17 protein-coding genes are annotated in these 15,016 nt (G+C 59.3%); 3 read left to right on the top strand and 14 right to left on the bottom strand.

The window, feature by feature from the left end:
• Positions 1 to 96 precede the first annotated feature (96 nt).
• The 3 genes from argB to BM225_RS06685 are packed head-to-tail and all read left to right on the top strand — an operon-like array spanning position 97 to position 2,100.
• Positions 97 to 957: an acetylglutamate kinase gene (gene argB, locus BM225_RS06695; protein ID WP_072708109.1), complete on the top strand. Its 861-nt coding sequence runs from the start codon at positions 97 to 99 to the stop codon at positions 955 to 957.
• Between the two features lies 1 nt (position 958).
• Positions 959 to 1,606 (top strand): hypothetical protein, encoded by a 648-nt coding sequence (locus BM225_RS06690; RefSeq protein ID WP_083595739.1) that lies wholly within the window; start codon positions 959 to 961, stop codon positions 1,604 to 1,606.
• Positions 1,603 to 2,100, top strand: a complete 498-nt coding sequence (locus tag BM225_RS06685) for a SixA phosphatase family protein (protein ID WP_072708005.1) — start codon at positions 1,603 to 1,605, stop codon at positions 2,098 to 2,100. The genes BM225_RS06690 and BM225_RS06685 overlap by 4 nt, the downstream gene beginning before the upstream one ends.
• A 4-nt stretch (positions 2,101 to 2,104) precedes the next feature.
• Here the strand turns inward: BM225_RS06685 and BM225_RS06680 are convergent, their stop codons facing one another.
• The 14 genes from BM225_RS06680 to rpsM all read right to left on the bottom strand — a co-directional run bounded on the left by BM225_RS06680 (position 2,105) and on the right by rpsM (position 14,891).
• The gene (locus BM225_RS06680) at positions 2,105 to 2,872 is read right to left on the bottom strand and encodes an amino acid ABC transporter ATP-binding protein (protein ID WP_072708007.1); all 768 of its coding nucleotides are present in this window, start codon (positions 2,870 to 2,872) and stop codon (positions 2,105 to 2,107) included.
• Positions 2,873 to 2,887: 15 nt separating this feature from the next.
• Complete coding sequence (locus BM225_RS06675; protein WP_072708009.1) at positions 2,888 to 4,180, bottom strand: amino acid ABC transporter permease; 1,293 nt, start codon at positions 4,178 to 4,180, stop codon at positions 2,888 to 2,890.
• A 1-nt stretch (position 4,181) separates the two neighbouring features.
• Positions 4,182 to 5,393 carry an amino acid ABC transporter permease gene (locus tag BM225_RS06670; protein WP_072708011.1) on the bottom strand — a complete coding sequence of 404 codons (1,212 nt, stop codon included), beginning with the start codon at positions 5,391 to 5,393 and terminating at the stop codon, positions 4,182 to 4,184.
• Positions 5,394 to 5,530: 137 nt separating this feature from the next.
• Positions 5,531 to 6,547, bottom strand: a complete 1,017-nt coding sequence (locus tag BM225_RS06665) for an amino acid ABC transporter substrate-binding protein (RefSeq protein ID WP_072708013.1) — start codon at positions 6,545 to 6,547, stop codon at positions 5,531 to 5,533.
• Positions 6,548 to 6,754: 207 nt separating this feature from the next.
• Positions 6,755 to 7,459, bottom strand: a complete 705-nt coding sequence (locus tag BM225_RS06660; protein ID WP_072708015.1) for an ATP12 family chaperone protein — start codon at positions 7,457 to 7,459, stop codon at positions 6,755 to 6,757.
• Complete coding sequence (locus tag BM225_RS06655) at positions 7,459 to 8,133, bottom strand: HAD-IA family hydrolase (RefSeq protein ID WP_072708017.1); 675 nt, start codon at positions 8,131 to 8,133, stop codon at positions 7,459 to 7,461. Before BM225_RS06655 ends, BM225_RS06660 begins: the two co-directional genes overlap by 1 nt.
• A complete protein-coding gene (locus BM225_RS06650; RefSeq protein WP_072708018.1) occupies positions 8,130 to 9,173 on the bottom strand; it encodes an RluA family pseudouridine synthase in 1,044 nt (347 codons plus the stop codon). The genes BM225_RS06655 and BM225_RS06650 overlap by 4 nt, the downstream gene beginning before the upstream one ends.
• Positions 9,170 to 9,547, bottom strand: a complete 378-nt coding sequence (crcB, locus tag BM225_RS06645) for a fluoride efflux transporter CrcB (protein WP_072708020.1) — start codon at positions 9,545 to 9,547, stop codon at positions 9,170 to 9,172. The genes BM225_RS06650 and crcB overlap by 4 nt, the downstream gene beginning before the upstream one ends.
• Positions 9,548 to 9,578: 31 nt before the next feature.
• On the bottom strand, positions 9,579 to 10,886 hold the full coding sequence (locus BM225_RS06640) for a replication-associated recombination protein A (RefSeq protein ID WP_092464015.1): 1,308 nt from the start codon (positions 10,884 to 10,886) through the stop codon (positions 9,579 to 9,581).
• A 3-nt stretch (positions 10,887 to 10,889) separates the two neighbouring features.
• Positions 10,890 to 12,236, bottom strand: a complete 1,347-nt coding sequence (locus BM225_RS06635) for a trypsin-like peptidase domain-containing protein (protein ID WP_072708024.1) — start codon at positions 12,234 to 12,236, stop codon at positions 10,890 to 10,892.
• Between the two features lie 173 nt (positions 12,237 to 12,409).
• On the bottom strand, positions 12,410 to 12,826 hold the full coding sequence (gene rplQ, locus BM225_RS06630) for a 50S ribosomal protein L17 (RefSeq protein WP_072708026.1): 417 nt from the start codon (positions 12,824 to 12,826) through the stop codon (positions 12,410 to 12,412).
• Positions 12,827 to 12,988: 162 nt separating this feature from the next.
• Positions 12,989 to 14,005, bottom strand: a complete 1,017-nt coding sequence (locus BM225_RS06625) for a DNA-directed RNA polymerase subunit alpha (RefSeq protein ID WP_092464100.1) — start codon at positions 14,003 to 14,005, stop codon at positions 12,989 to 12,991.
• A 112-nt stretch (positions 14,006 to 14,117) separates the two neighbouring features.
• Positions 14,118 to 14,507 carry a 30S ribosomal protein S11 gene (gene rpsK, locus BM225_RS06620; RefSeq protein ID WP_072708028.1) on the bottom strand — a complete coding sequence of 130 codons (390 nt, stop codon included), beginning with the start codon at positions 14,505 to 14,507 and terminating at the stop codon, positions 14,118 to 14,120.
• A gap of 15 nt (positions 14,508 to 14,522) precedes the next feature.
• Positions 14,523 to 14,891 carry a 30S ribosomal protein S13 gene (gene rpsM, locus BM225_RS06615; RefSeq protein ID WP_072708029.1) on the bottom strand — a complete coding sequence of 123 codons (369 nt, stop codon included), beginning with the start codon at positions 14,889 to 14,891 and terminating at the stop codon, positions 14,523 to 14,525.
• Positions 14,892 to 15,016: the final 125 nt, after the last annotated feature.

The raw sequence follows: 15,016 nt of genomic DNA, 5'->3' as shown, positions 1-15,016 counted from the left end.
CCCATGTCGGATCGGCAGACGCACTTCCCCTCGGTCGGGGGCTGGGATACCCATGAGGGACACCCAGAGGGACAGGACATGAAGAAGCAAATGGCAATGACGACGGACTGGATCGCCACCGCCCGGACACTCTCCGAGGCACTCCCCTATCTGCAGCGCTATGATGACGCGATTGTCGTGATCAAACTTGGTGGCCATGCGATGGGCAGCGAAGATGCGATGGACAGCTTTGCCCGAGATGTGGTCCTCATGCGTCAAGTGGGCCTGAACCCTGTTGTCGTCCACGGCGGCGGCCCCATGATCAATGAAATGCTTGGCAAACTCGGCGTTAAGTCAGAGTTCGTGAATGGCAAGCGCGTCACGGATCAGGCGACTGTCGACGTGGTCGAAATGGTGCTGTCTGGTCAGGTGAACAAACGTATTGTCCAAGCGATCAACCGTCAGGGTGGCCGCGCTGTTGGGTTGTCGGGCAAGGACGCGAACCTGATGATCTGCGAGCAGACCGACCCCGCGCTGGGTTTGGTGGGCACACCGTCCAAAGTCGATCCGAACGTTCTGAATGCTCTGTTCGAAGACGACACCATCCCAGTGATTGCGCCCTTGGGCGCGGGCGAGAATGGCGAGACATTCAACATCAACGGCGACACGGCCGCTGGTGCCATCGCCGCTGCGCTCAAGGCCGATCGCCTGCTGCTGCTGACAGACGTGTCGGGCGTAAAGAATGCAGATGGCGAGGTTGTCACCGAATTGATGGCGTCGCAGGTTCGCGAAATGACCGAGTCTGGCGTGATCGCAGGCGGGATGATCCCCAAAACCCAAACAGCGCTTGAGGCTGTCGAGGCCGGTGTTCGGGCAGTCGTTATTCTGGATGGCCGCCTGCCGAACGCCTGTTTGCTAGAGCTCTTCACAGATCACGGTGCTGGATCTTTGATTCGTATGCAGCCCAAGGGCAGCTGACGTGACCGCTCGTTTGAACGATATCGAGGCCCTGCTGGATCAGCAGGGCCTTTGTGTTTCCGGTGGGCTGGTTCCGGAAGCGGGCGACGATTTACCCCAGATAAAGAGCCTCTTGATGATCAGCCCCAATGGCGCTGATTTCTGGCCCTTGTTCACGCGCAGCTCTGAATACAACGATGGCGCCCCCGATCCGATCGACCGCTGGTCGCAACGGGTCCTAACAGACCTTGCACAGCGTCTCGGAGGCAAGGCGCTTTTCCCGTTTGGTGGACCGCCGTATCGTCCGTTTTTGCAGTGGGCCATACGGACAGGCCGCGCACACAGCTCTGCTGTTGGCATGCTCGTGCATAATGACGCGGGCCTTTGGATCAGCTACCGCGGCGCGATTGCCCTGCCCTACTCTGTGGCGTTGCCTGTCCCACTACAGAACCCATGCGAGACTTGTGTCCCGCGCTCCTGTCTCTCTGCCTGCCCTGTGGGCGCGCTGAGTGACGGGTACGACACTGCGGCCTGCCACAGTTGGCTGGAACGGCCCGAGGCAGACTGCATGAGCCAAGGCTGTGCTGTGCGCCGCGCTTGTCCAGTGGGCGCGGCCTTTGGCAGGCTGCCCGAGCAATCCGCCTTTCATATGAAGAGTTTTCACAAATGACCCTGCGCCTGATTTTGACTCGGCATGCCAAATCCAGCTGGGATGATCCTCTGCAAGAGGATCACGACCGAGTTCTGAACGAGCGTGGCCGCACCGCAGCGCCTGCAATTGGCGCATGGCTGCAGAAGCAAGGCTATTTGCCGGACGAGGTACTGTGTTCGACAGCGGCACGGACACGCGAAACTCTGGATCGTTTGGGACTGCCGCAGGCGGAGACCGAGTATGTCCAGCGTCTCTATCATGCGTCCAGCGACACGATGATGGATGTGCTGAAACGCGCGACCGGGCGAACTGTGATGATGATTGGCCACAATCCCGGTATCGCGGATTTCGCAACCCGCTTGCTGTCCAACACGCCTGCGCACCCTCAGTTCACCCGCTATCCGACTTGCGCCACACTTGTCGCTGAATTCCCCGAAAACGAATGGCGGGCGGTGCGTTTCCACACCGCCCGCGCCATAGATTTCATTGTGCCAAGAGACTTGACCGACTGAGCGATCAGTGCCCCAAGATCTGGCTGAGGAACAGCTTGGTCCGCTCGCTCTTGGGGTTGTTGAAGAACTCTTCAGGCTCGTTCTGCTCGACGATCTGACCTTGGTCCATAAAGATCACGCGGTTCGCCACCTGACGGGCAAAGCCCATCTCGTGGGTCACGCAGAGCATGGTCATGCCCTCTTCGGCCAGTTCGACCATGGTATCCAGAACCTCTTTGATCATCTCGGGATCAAGCGCAGACGTCGGTTCGTCGAACAGCATGATGCGCGGCTTCATACAGAGCGAACGGGCAATCGCCACACGCTGCTGCTGGCCACCCGACAGCTGACCGGGGTACTTGTTGGCCTGATCAGGGATCTTCACCTTTTCGAGGAAGTGCATCGCGGTCTCTTCGGCTTGCTTCTTGGGGATCTTGCGAACCCAGATCGGCGCCAGAGTGCAGTTCTCAAGAATGGTCAAGTGCGGGAAGAGGTTGAAGTGCTGGAAGCACATGCCAACTTCGGACCGGATCGCATCAATGTTCTTCAGGTCAGATGTCAGGTGAACACCGTCCACCACGATCTTGCCGGCCTGATGCTCTTCCAGAGCGTTGATGCAGCGGATCAACGTCGATTTACCAGAGCCCGAAGGGCCCGCGATAACGATACGCTCACCGCGGTAGACGCTCAGATCAATGTCCCGCAGCACGTGGAACTGACCGTACCATTTGTTCATCTTCTCGATCGAGATCGCGATCTCGTCGGAGACTTTCATTTGTGTGGTGTCAACCATAGTAGGGCACCTTTCTTAACGATGATCCGTGCGGAGCTGACGCTCCAGCCACTGGGAATATTGGGAAATGCTGTAGCAGGTGACAAAGAACAGAAGCGCGGCGAAGCCATACAGCTCCCAATACACGCCGTTCCATTCGGTCGAGGCCAAGATCGGGCCACGGATCATACCTACCAGATCGAACATCGAGATCACCGACACCAGCGTGGTGTCTTTGAACAGGCCAACGGCGACGTTCACGATACCGGGGATCGAGATTTTCAGCGCTTGTGGCAGGATGATCAGGCGCATGGCCTGCGCGTAGTCCAGACCAAGGCTGTCTGCGGCTTCGTACTGGCCCTTGGGCAGCGCGGCCAGACCACCACGGATCACCTCGGCGATGTAGGCCGACGAGAACATGGTGATCATGATAATCACGCGCAGGATCAGGTCCATGTTGGTTTCCGGCGGGAAGAAGTAGGCCAGAACCACACTCGCTACGAACAGCAGGGTAATCAGAGGCACACCGCGAATAAACTCGATGAAGACCACGCTGATGCCCTTGATGATCGGCATGTGCGACTGACGCCCCAGCGCCAGCATGATACCAATGGGCAGCGACAGCGAGATACAGACGACACCCAGCATCATGTTCAGCATAAAGCCACCCATGTCGCGGCTGGCGACAGGCTCTAGCACCATAATGCCATCAACCGCGGGCGTGATCGCTCCGCCGATCTTCCAGACGACAACCGCAGCAATCAGACCCGCAACAAGCCCAAGGACAAAGCCGAAACGCTCTGCCTTGGTGAAAACGAGGTAGCCGACAACCACACCGATCAGCACGAAAACCGAGGTCATGATGGTGCCACCCCACAGCAGCCAGTAGGCGACAAAGGGGAAGAGACCGGTGATGATCAGCATCGCACGCGGCAGTGCCACGAACAGCACTGGTGCTGCGGCGACCAGCATCAGCACAAACGCCAAGGTCGGGCGCCAGTATTGGTCGGACGGATAGGCAATGCCGAACAAGAGCTGCTGCCAGCGTTCGCTCAAGACCGAGAAACAGGCCCCGCGTGCGCCGTCCAGAATTTCACGGCATTGCGCCAGCGAGCTGGTGTCCCAGATCCCGTTTAGGAACCACGGACCCGCCGAGAAAATCAGACGCACAATGACGTAGAGCGCCACGATGGTCAGCACGCTGTTCACCCAGTTCGAAAACAGGTTAGAGCGCGCCCATTTAACGATGCCCTTTTCTTTGATGGGCGGTTCTTGTTGCGCAAGCATTTCAGTGCGCACGAAGGCGAGGTGGGAATGCATATCGCTCATCTCAACGCTCCTTCAACTTAACGCGGTTGTTGTAGGTGTTCATCACGGCCGAAATCCCGAGACTGATGACCAGGTAGAACAGCATCAGCAGTAGAACACATTCGATCGCGCGACCCGTCTGGTTCAGGGTGATCCCACCCAGAGTGCCGGTCAGATCCATGTAGCCCACGGCAATCGCGAGCGAGCTGTTCTTGGTCAGGTTCAGGAACTGCGAGATCACCGGCGGGATGATAACGCGCAGAGCTTGGGGCAGGACAACCAGGCTCATAATGCGGCCGGGGCGCAGACCCAGCGACGCAGCAGCCTCGGTCTGACCACGGTTGATCGCCTGAATGCCCGCGCGGACGTTCTCTGCGATAAAGGCGCCAGTATACACCGACAAAGCGAGCCAGAGCGCAATCAGCGGGCGCTGCATCGCAATGCCGCCAGAGAAGTTGAAGCCACCCAACTCAGGTATTTCGACACCAATGGGACGGCCCATGATGAAATACACAAGGATCGCGGGAACGAACAGGATGGCCAGCGTCGGCCAGCCCATGGGCAGAAGCTTACCCGTGGAGAACAGCAGCTTTTTGGCGTAGGCGCGATAGGCAAAGGCACCGATGACTGACAGCACAAAGACCGTTACCACAACCCACGACCCTTCGAGCCAAAGCGGCTTGGGAACGTAAATGCCACGGTTGGTAAAGGCGATGATCCCGAGGAACATCTCGGCATCCGGCGTCTCTCCGCGATAGGCGCGGGGCGCAGGCATCACTGTCACGATGGTCGAGATGATCAGAATCCAAATCAGAACGGGGACGTTCCGGAAGGATTCGACATAAACCGACATCAGTTTTGCAACGAGCCAGTTTTTGGACAGTCGGCCCACGCCGGCGAACACGCCGAGGATGGTCGCGGTAATACAGCCCAAGAAAGCCACGAGCAGGGTGTTCAGAACACCAACGATCGAGGCCCGCAAATGCGAGTCTTGGTTATTATATTCGATCAGAGACTGGTTGATATCGTATCCAGCAGGCTGACCCAGAAACCCGTAGGAGATACTCAGACCAGCCACACGCAGGTTGGTGATCAGGTTCATCGTCAAGTAGCCGAGACCGAACAGCAGCAGCACAAGCGCTATGAACTGAAAGGTATACGACCGGTAACGCGTATCATGGATCAGCTGGGACAGCTGGAACGACTCTTTCGGAGGGTCGGTATATGCCGTCATATTTGCTTCCCGGAAGGTAACAGAAGGTGGTTGCGAGGGCTGCAGCCTTCACATGTCCTGTCGTGTTTTGATTATCGTTATGGGGGTATAGAAGAAGGGGCGCGGATCAACCGCGCCCCGTAACCGTCTAGTCGGTCTTAGCGGAAGGGCGGTGCGTAGAGCAGGCCACCATCAGTCCACTGAGCGTTCAGGCCACGTGCCAGGCCAACGGGGGTCTCTTCGCCGATGTTCTTAGCAAAGATTTCACCGTAGTTGCCGCCAGCTGCGATTGCGCGCTTGGCCCACTCGGCGTCCAGACCGATCATCGCACCCAGTTCACCTTCGGTGCCCAGGATACGATTGATTTCGGGGTTGTTGGTGCCAGCCGACATCTCTTCGATGTTTGCCGAGGTGATGCCATACTCTTCGGCTGCGATCAGCGCCATCAGGGTCCAGCTTGCAATATCACCCCAGTCGTTGTCGCCGTGGCGGACAAGCGGGCCCAGAGGCTCTTTGGAGATGATTTCGGGCAGGATCACGTGATCACCGGGGTTTTCGAACGCGGCGCGAGTCGCGGCCAGGCCCGAAGCATCGGTGGTGTACACGTCACACGCGCCTTCGAGGTACAGAGGCTGTGCTTCTGCGTTGGTCTCGATCGGAACGGGGGTGTATTCGATGTTGTTGGTGCGGAAGAAGTCCGCCAGGTTCAGCTCGGTGGTGGTACCGGTCTGAATGCAGACAGTCGCGCCGTCCAGTTCCTTGGCCGAGGTGACACCCAACGCTTTGGGCACCATGAAGCCCTGACCGTCGTAGTAGTTCACGCCGACGAAATCGAACTTCAGGTCAGTGTCGCGCGAGAAGGTCCAAGTTGTGTTACGTGCCAGCAGGTCGATTTCGCCCGACGCAAGCGCGGTGAAACGGGTCTTACCTGTGGTGGGTACGAATTCAACAGCGGTGGGGTCACCCAGCACTGCAGCTGCAACTGCGCGGCAAACAGAGACGTCAAAGCCCTGCCATTCGCCGTTCGCATCGGGTGCTGCAAAGCCTACGAGACCGGTGGTCACGCCACAGTTCAGCGTGCCACGCGCCTTGACATCATCAAGGGTAGCTGCGGCTGCTGCGCCTGCGGTCAGACCAGCGACGGTCAGAGCACCCAGAAACACGGATTTTTTCATTTTTACCTCTTCCTGATTTCCCGCTGTTGATCAGCGGTTCTAGTGGGCCATCCCAGCCCATCGGTAAGTACCGAGCCTTTTTTGACCCGATGAACAAAGAGTGGCCGAGATCATCAGGAATCGTCAAGGGCGCAATCACGAAATCCCATGGGCTTTCGCACATTCCTTGATCATTTGCCCAACAGGGGCACTTTTATTTCGTCTGCCTTACACCATACGCAATAGTTTTTCAGCACGTAGGAATTCTTCGCGCTTCCGTGCAGCAAGGGCATCTGCTTCTTCGTCGCGGCCCCACTGCTGAATCTGCCATTCTTCGTCAATGCGCGACACGTCCCATGCCGTTTCAGAATCAATCCGGCCCTTGGCCACTGCCAAGCCCAGAACCAAAGATCCAGACATCGCCACCAGATCATGTAGCGCAGACAGCTGGAATGGGCTCATTTCGTCTACATGTGCGAAAAGCGTCTTAAGCGCTGCCTCGGGCTGGCTGCCAAACATCACACCCGAATGCACGGTCAGTTCTGCGGCAAGCTCGTCTTTTGACCATGCGAGCAGCGGATCCCAAGACGCGGCTTGGCGCTCAATCAATTCGTAAGGTTGTTCTGCCCGATAACATAGCAGATCGGTTTCACCATAGGCCGCAATGATCTCGACCACGGCATCGCGCTGGTTTGCCACGCGATCAATCGCAGCGTTCGCACAGCGGGTAAATGGCATGGTCAAAGGCTGGATAACCTCTTCCTGAGCATTCCATTCTGCGGCGATTTCGCGCGCCAGTTCCTCGGTCGGCACGACCAGAGCGATCTTGGCAGGCGTCTTGACCGGCCGACCATCCAAGCGGATCGTCCAGCCGCCTTCGGTGGCCTCGTGGGTGGTTTCTTTCCAGAAGCGTTTGGCTTTCCACTCGCTCATCAGTCTCTCCAGATCGTTTTCAGCGCGGCAGGCAGATCGGTCATTTGGGTCAGGGTCACGTCGGCGTTCAGCTTGTCTGGGCTGTGATAGCCCCAACTGACTCCGATGGTCCCGATGCCTGCGGCCCGCGCCATATCCATGTCAAAGGTCGTGTCCCCCACCATCACCGCATTCTCGGGCTCAACGCCTGTTTCGGACAGAGCTGCATGGATCATCGCCGGATGGGGTTTGGAAGGGTGAAAGTCCGCGACCTGTTCGGTCACAAAGCGTCCGGTCAGTCCGTGGCTGTCCAGCAAAGCCGTCAGGCCGCGGCGCGATTTGCCCGTGGCGACACCCACCAGATATTCAGGGACATTGAACAGGTGCTCCAACGTGTCGCGCACGCCGGGATAAAAGGGGCTGGACGCCGCGCCCTTTTCAGCACGCAGGCGTTGATAGGCGCTCTTGTAACCGTCCACGATGACCGCGTGGGTCGCCGCAGAGGCATCGGGGGCCAGCACGGGGATCGCCTTTTCCAGCGACATGCCCACAATCGAAAGGATCGCAGCGCGCTCTGGCACGGGCACATCACCCGCCGCAAAGCCTGCCGCCATGGACGCCAGAATATCAGCCTGACTGTCGACCAGCGTGCCGTCCACGTCAAAGATGATCAGGCGCAGGAGGCCTAGGGTCATTCCATATCCTCGAACGGGTCCTCGGGCACATCGCGGATGTCCCAACCGACGTAATCCCACGTGCGAGACATGTGGTCGGGCAGTTCGGCCATCAGGCTCAGTCGCTTGCCAGTGGCAGGGTGCGTCAGGGTCAAAGACCGCGCATGCAGGTGCAATTTGCGGCTGATCTCGCCGCCCAACTGCGCCCCCCAGCCGTCACCAAGGTTCTCTTGCCCCGAGCCGCCGTACTTGCCGTCGCCGATGATCGGATGGCCCATTTCGGCCATGTGCGCGCGCAACTGGTGGGTTCGGCCCGTCACTGGCACCAGAGCCACCCACGACGCCCGTTGACCCAGCGTGGTCATCACAGCGTAGTCGGTCAGAGCGCGCTTGGCGCCTTCGACGTTATCGATCTCTTTGGGGTGGACGCAGAGCATTTTTTCACCCTCACCGTCCTTGCCGTGGCCGGGGGCTTTGACCAGACCATAGCGGACCGAGCCCATCCGCGGGTGCGGCACGCCCGCGACAATGGCCCAGTAAATCTTGCGGGTTTCGCGGGCGCGGAACGCACTGGTCAGGCCCGCCGCGATCTGACGCGTGCGCGCCATGATCAGAACACCAGAGGTATCCTTGTCCAGACGGTGCACAAGACGAGGCTTTTCCTCGTATCCGAACTTCAGCGCCTCGGCCAATCCATCCACGTGGCGGGTTTGCTTGCTGCCGCCTTGGACGGGCAGACCGGCAGGCTTGTTCAGGGCAATGATGTGGTCGTCACGGTAGATCACGCAGGACTGGATCAGGTCCGTGTCCTTGTCCGAAACCTTGGGCTTGGGCGCGCTGCTCACTTCGCCCGGTTTGGGCAGAGGCGGCACACGCACTTGTTGCCCCTCTTCCAGACGGGTCGCAGGCTTGACGCGGCCACCATCGACGCGGATCTCTCCCTTGCGGCACATCTTTTCGATGCGGCCCTGCGCAATATGGGGGAACCGACGCTTGAACCAACGGTCCAGCCGCTGATCGCCCTCGCCCTTTTCGACCTGAACTGTTTGTACACCGCTCATGACACCATTCCCCGTGCAAATAGCAGCCCCATCGTCAGGGCAATGATCGACACCACAACTGTCACCAAGATATAGGATGCCGCCGGCAGGATTGCGCCGCGTTCAAACAACGTCACCGCATCCAGCGAAAAGGCCGAGAATGTGGTAAAGCCGCCAAGCAAGCCGGTCATCAGCACCGGCGCAAACTTGTTGTAGCCGGTGTTTGCCAGCAGCACGACAAGGACGCCCATGGCAAAACTACCGACCACGTTGGCCACCACCGTGCCCCATGGGAACCCAGGCCCCACCAGACGCATCACGCCCACATTCGTCAAATACCGGAGCGACGCCCCGATCGCGCCACCAAGGGCGACTTGAAGTACAGTTAGGATCATGGGCGCTGTCTTTCGCTTTGCCCCGCCGGAGTCAACCGCCCTGACGTTTCGCTCTGAGTTTTGCGAAGTAATCTTTACGCTTTTTCAGGTCGCGCTCAAAGCCGCGTTCGACAGGCTGGTAGAAATCAGGGCGCTCGACCCCGTCAGGGAAGTAATTTTGCCCTGAAAACCCGTCTTCGGCATCGTGGTCGTACTGGTAGCCGGCCCCGTATCCGATGTCCTCCATCAGGGATGTCGGGGCATTCAGAATGTGTTTCGGGGGTGGAGCACTGCCCGTGGACTTCGCCAGTTTGCGCGCAGTCTTGTAAGCCACGTAGCTGGCGTTCGATTTCGGGGCCAGAGCCAGATAGGCCACAGCCTCGGCCAAGGCAAGCTCGCCCTCGGGACTGCCAAGGCGTTCGTAGGCCTCCCATGCGTGAAGGCAGATGGTCATGGCCTGAGGGTCGGCCAAGGCAATATCCTCGACCGCCATGCGGGTCAGGCGACGCGCCAAATAACGGGGGTCTTCGCCCCCCTCTAGCATCCGCGCAAACCAGTACATTGCCGCATCTGGATCGCTGCCACGGATCGATTTGTGCAGCGCTGAAATCAGGTTGTAATGCTGGTCGCCGGACTTGTCGTATTGGGTCGCCCGCCGCATCAGACGCTTGCCCATCTGCTCGGCGGTTAGGGGGGTGTCGACCTTCCACGCAGCGACCTGTTCGATCAGGTTCAACATGGCGCGCCCGTCCCCGTCGGCCATGTCCATCAACTGCTGGCGGGCATCGGGATCAAGCGGCAGGTCCCGCCCCATTTCCTCTTCGGCGCGGGTGGCGAGCAGCTTCATGCTGTCGACCTCCAGCCGCTCCAGCACCAAAACCTGCGCGCGGCTCAGGACCGCGGCGTTCAGGGCAAAGCTAGGATTCTCGGTGGTTGCCCCCACCAGCAGGATCGTCCCGTCCTCCATATGGGGCAAGAAGCTGTCTTGCTGCGCTTTGTTAAAGCGGTGGATTTCGTCCACGAACAGCAACGTCCCATGCCCCGCACGGCGGCGCAATTTGGCGGCTTCGAACACCTTTTTCAGATCGGCCACGCCGCTGAAAATCGCACTGATTTGCACGAACTCCAGATCGGTTTCATCCGCCAGAAGGCGCGCGATCGTGGTCTTGCCCACCCCCGGCGGCCCCCACAGGATAAGCGAGCCCAAAGACCCCGCCGCCAGCATCGCGCCCAAAGGCCCATCCGGCCCCAGCAAATGGTCCTGCCCGATCACCTCGGACAGTTTCTGAGGGCGCAGGCGGTCGGCCAGCGGGCGGTGGGCCTTTTCTTCGGCCTGTGAAGACGAGTCGAATAAATCCATGGGTCAGACCCTGAACCGGAAGGCCATGCGGCGTCCAGCACGGAGCACCTCGATCACCCCAGAACGGCCAGCGTCCCGCAATGCCTCTTCGACCTCTGTGGACTGGGTGATCTGAGTGCCGTTGATCCCCAGCAAAATATCCCCAGTCTGCAAGCCAAGGCGCGGCGCAATCGGGCCTGCATCCATTATCACAACACCCGTGGCATCCAGCGGCAGACCCATTTCAGAGATCACCGCAGGGTTGACGTTGGCGACCGTCATGCCCGCCAACACCACGCGCCGCGATAGGGTCGCCTCGTCCCGTGCAGGGCGGTCCGGCGGAGTGATCATGGCGACCTCGAACGTTTCGCGCGTGCCATCGCGCAAACGGGTGACAGCGGCCTTTTGGCCAATGCCTGCGACCGACATGCGGAAAATCATCTCTTGAGGCGTATTCACGGGCTGCTCATCGACGGCGACCACGATGTCACCGGGCTCGAAGCCAACCTCGGCAAAGGGGCTCTCGCTGTGGATCGACGACAGGATCACACCCTCGGGGATCGACAGGCCGAGCCCGCCCGCCATGTCGAAATCGACCGCTTGACCCGTAACGCCCGCCCAAGGGCGTTGGAAGGTCGTCTCCCCTGCCCGCGCTTGCTCCACAAACCGCGCAACGAGGTTCGCAGGGATCGCGAAGCCGATGCCATTGGACCCACCCGAGCGCGTCAGGATCGAGGTATTCACTCCGATCAGATGCCCGTTGATATCCACCAATGCGCCACCAGAGTTGCCAGGGTTAATGGGCGCGTCGGTCTGCAGAAAATACCCCCGCCCGCCTTCGCCGCCAACACCGGATCGCGCAAGGCCAGAAACGATGCCGCTGCTCACCGTCTGTCCGACACCGAAGGGATTGCCGATGGCCAGCACCAATTCGCCCACAGCCACGCCATCGCTGTCCCGCAGGTTGAGGTGCGGTAGATTTTCGGCGTCATCCAACTGCAAAATCGCGAGGTCCGACTCTTCGTCAGCCAAGAGCACTGTTGCGTTGAATTCACGGCGATCGCGCAGGACCACGCGGATCTCGGTCGCATCCCCAACCACGTGGTAATTCGAGACAACAATGCCATCGCCCGACAGGATCACACCCGACCCAAGGCTGTTGGATACCCGTTGCCGCACCTGCCCCTGACCGCGAAAGATCGAGCCAAAGAAGGGGTCGTTCATGAAGGGGCTGACGCGCTCCGACACGATCCGCTTGGCGTAGATATTCACCACCGCGGGCGCGGATTGCTCGACCACAGGCGTGAAGCCCATGGAAATCTCGGCTTGCGACGCGGGCACCTGCATCTGGGCCAGCGCGGGCTGGGTCATGGGAAGAGCGAGAACGAGAGCGGCGAGAAGGGTCTTGCGCACTGGGGCACCTCTTAAGCTTGTCTGGCCCCTGATATGCGTAGCCACGCCCGATTGCGCAACCCATGCCCGCAAAAGCAAAGACCCCCGCCACTGGCGAGGGTCCTGCAATTCTTGGCGAAGCGCCGGAAGACTTAGTCTTCTACAGCAACTTCTTCGATGCGTGCTTTGTCAGCAGCGCCTTTGGCTGCGACGTCACGGTCGACGAATTCGATGATCGCCATGGGCGCCATGTCACCATAGCGGAAGCCGGCTTTCAGGATGCGAACGTAGCCGCCCTGACGCTCTGCGTAGCGGGGGCCCAGAACTGCGAACAGTTTCTCGACGTGCATGTCCTGCTTCAGGCGCGAAGCTGCCTGACGGCGTGCGTGCAGGTCACCGCGCTTTGCAAGGGTGATCATCTTTTCGATGATGGGGCGCAGTTCTTTTGCTTTCGGCAGAGTGGTCTTGATCTGCTCGTGCTCGATGAGCGAGCCAGCCATGTTTGCGAACAGCGCTTTACGGTGTTCGTGAGTACGGTTCAGGCGGCGGTAACCACGTGCGTGACGCATTTGAAGTCTCCTAAGATCTGGTTTTGCTTTGTCTGGCGATTGATGCGTGTCAACCGCGCTCCTTGGGGCGATTCTGCCCGAGTGTGCCGCCAATTACAGGTATGTTTCCCGTATGGCAAGCGTATGGCGGGCGTACATACGTAGCGCCCGCCATAAAACTGATTAGAACTGGTCTTCGAACTTCTTGGCCAGCTCTTCGATGTTGTCCGGCGGCCAGTCCTCGACGTCCATGCCAAGGTGCAGACCCATGCCCGACAGCACTTCTTTGATCTCGTTGAGAGACTTGCGGCCGAAGTTCGGCGTGCGCAGCATTTCTGCTTCGGTCTTCTGGATGAGATCGCCGATGTAGACGATGTTGTCGTTCTTGAGGCAGTTTGCCGAACGGACAGACAGTTCCAGCTCGTCCACTTTCTTGAGAAGAAGCGGGTTGAACTCGAGACCTTCGTCCTCGTCCTGACGGTTTGCCGACTCGGGCTCGTCGAAGTTGACGAAGATCGACAGCTGGTCCTGAACGATACGTGCTGCGTAAGCAACGGCATCTTCGGGCGTGATCGAACCGTCGGTTTCAATCTTCATGGTCAGCTTGTCGTAGTCCAGAACCTGGCCTTCACGAGTGGGCTGAACATCATAGCTGACGCGCTTGACCGGCGAGTAGATCGCGTCGATCGGGATCAGGCCGATGGGCGCATCTTCGGGACGGTTCTTGTCTGCTGCAACATAGCCTTTGCCGGTGTTGACGGTCAGTTCCATGAACAGATCGGCACCATCGTCGAGGTGGCAGATCACGTGGTCACGGTTCAGAACTTCGATACCTGCAGTCTCTGCGATGTCACCTGCGGTGACGACGCCTGGGCCTTTGGCATTGATCGACAGGCGCTTGGGCCCTTCGACTTCCATCTTCAGAGACACGCCCTTGAGGTTCAGAACGATGTCGGTGACGTCTTCGCGTACACCGGTGACGCTCGAGAACTCGTGCAGAACGTTGTCAATCTGAACGCTGGTGATCGCTGCGCCTTGCAGCGACGACAGCAGAACGCGGCGCAGCGCGTTACCGAGCGTCAGACCAAAGCCACGCTCCAGAGGTTCGGCAACGACAGTCGCCTTGCGCGCGGGATCGTTGCCCGGCTTTACCTCTAGCTGTGTCGGCTTGATCAGCTCGGCCCAATTCTTATGGATCATGCGGCCCTCCATTCTTGCCTAGTCCCCATGTCCAAAGGACCAGACTCCCGAGGTTTCAGATGGCGAAACGAAGGCCGCACAGTCTGCGCGGCCCTCGAAATAGTAATATAGATCAGACGCGACGACGCTTGGGCGGGCGGCAGCCGTTGTGGGCGATCGGGGTCACGTCACGGATCGAGGTGATGTTGAAGCCGATAGCCGCCAGAGCGCGCAGTGCGCTTTCACGACCAGAGCCGGGGCCCTGAACTTCAACTTCGAGCGATTTCATGCCGTGGTCCTGAGCCTTGCGGCCTGCATCTTCAGCAGCCATCTGAGCAGCATAGGGAGTCGACTTACGCGAACCCTTGAAGCCCATGGTGCCTGCCGACGACCATGCAATCGCGTTGCCCTGGACGTCCGAGATCAGGATCTTGGTGTTGTTGAACGAGCTGTTCACATGCGCAACGCCGGTGGCGATGTTCTTGGAAACCTTGCGCTTGGTTTGACGCTTATCACGTGCCATTGGTCAGTGCTCCCCTTACTTCTTCTTACCAGCGATGGCCTTTGCGGGGCCTTTGCGGGTGCGAGCGTTGGTGTGGGTACGCTGACCGCGAACGGGCAGGTTACGGCGGTGACGGAGGCCACGGTAGCAGCCGAGGTCCATCAGGCGCTTGATGTTCATCTGGGTCTCACGACGCAGGTCACCTTCAACGGTGTAGTTTGCGTCGATGTGCTCGCGGATCGCCAGAACTTCGGCATCCGAAAGTTCATTGACGCGACGCGAACGTTCGATGTTCACAGCTTCACAGATAGCTTCGGCCGAAGTCGAACCGATGCCAGTGATGTAGGTGAGTGCGATCGGCACTCGCTTGTTGGTCGGGATGTTTACGCCGGCAATACGAGCCACGTTAATCTTCCTTTTCGTTGCGGTTCCGTAGCACCAGAACCTTTTTTCACAACGGAAGCCCGAGGCATAGATGCCGCCGGGCGCACGCTGAATTCGATGTGCGGGAGGGAATCAACCAAAAGGCG

Origin of the sequence: Donghicola eburneus (assembly GCF_900115865.1) — a bacterium.
Lineage (GTDB): Bacteria > Pseudomonadota > Alphaproteobacteria > Rhodobacterales > Rhodobacteraceae > Donghicola > Donghicola eburneus.
Note: the sequence above shows the minus strand (reverse complement) of the source record. Positions and strands in the feature narration are given on the sequence as shown.

Excerpts from the sequence above, each read along its gene's own strand:
- BM225_RS06665 (WP_072708013.1), bottom strand. The coding sequence starts at position 6,547 with ATGAAAAAATCCGTGTTTCTGGGTGCTCTGACCGTCGCTGGTCTGACC.
- rplQ (WP_072708026.1), bottom strand. The coding sequence starts at position 12,826 with ATGCGTCACGCACGTGGTTACCGCCGCCTGAACCGTACTCACGAACAC.
- BM225_RS06635 (WP_072708024.1), bottom strand. The coding sequence starts at position 12,236 with ATGACCCAGCCCGCGCTGGCCCAGATGCAGGTGCCCGCGTCGCAAGCC.
- BM225_RS06660 (WP_072708015.1), bottom strand. The coding sequence starts at position 7,459 with ATGAGCGAGTGGAAAGCCAAACGCTTCTGGAAAGAAACCACCCACGAG.
- BM225_RS06650 (WP_072708018.1), bottom strand. The coding sequence starts at position 9,173 with ATGAGCGGTGTACAAACAGTTCAGGTCGAAAAGGGCGAGGGCGATCAG.
- BM225_RS06655 (WP_072708017.1), bottom strand. The coding sequence starts at position 8,133 with ATGACCCTAGGCCTCCTGCGCCTGATCATCTTTGACGTGGACGGCACG.
- BM225_RS06675 (WP_072708009.1), bottom strand. The coding sequence starts at position 4,180 with ATGAGCGATATGCATTCCCACCTCGCCTTCGTGCGCACTGAAATGCTT.
- argB (WP_072708109.1), top strand. The coding sequence starts at position 97 with ATGACGACGGACTGGATCGCCACCGCCCGGACACTCTCCGAGGCACTC.
- rpsK (WP_072708028.1), bottom strand. The coding sequence starts at position 14,507 with ATGGCACGTGATAAGCGTCAAACCAAGCGCAAGGTTTCCAAGAACATC.
- BM225_RS06680 (WP_072708007.1), bottom strand. The coding sequence starts at position 2,872 with ATGGTTGACACCACACAAATGAAAGTCTCCGACGAGATCGCGATCTCG.
- BM225_RS06685 (WP_072708005.1), top strand. The coding sequence starts at position 1,603 with ATGACCCTGCGCCTGATTTTGACTCGGCATGCCAAATCCAGCTGGGAT.
- BM225_RS06625 (WP_092464100.1), bottom strand. The coding sequence starts at position 14,005 with ATGATCCATAAGAATTGGGCCGAGCTGATCAAGCCGACACAGCTAGAG.
- BM225_RS06670 (WP_072708011.1), bottom strand. The coding sequence starts at position 5,393 with ATGACGGCATATACCGACCCTCCGAAAGAGTCGTTCCAGCTGTCCCAG.
- crcB (WP_072708020.1), bottom strand. The coding sequence starts at position 9,547 with ATGATCCTAACTGTACTTCAAGTCGCCCTTGGTGGCGCGATCGGGGCG.
- BM225_RS06640 (WP_092464015.1), bottom strand. The coding sequence starts at position 10,886 with ATGGATTTATTCGACTCGTCTTCACAGGCCGAAGAAAAGGCCCACCGC.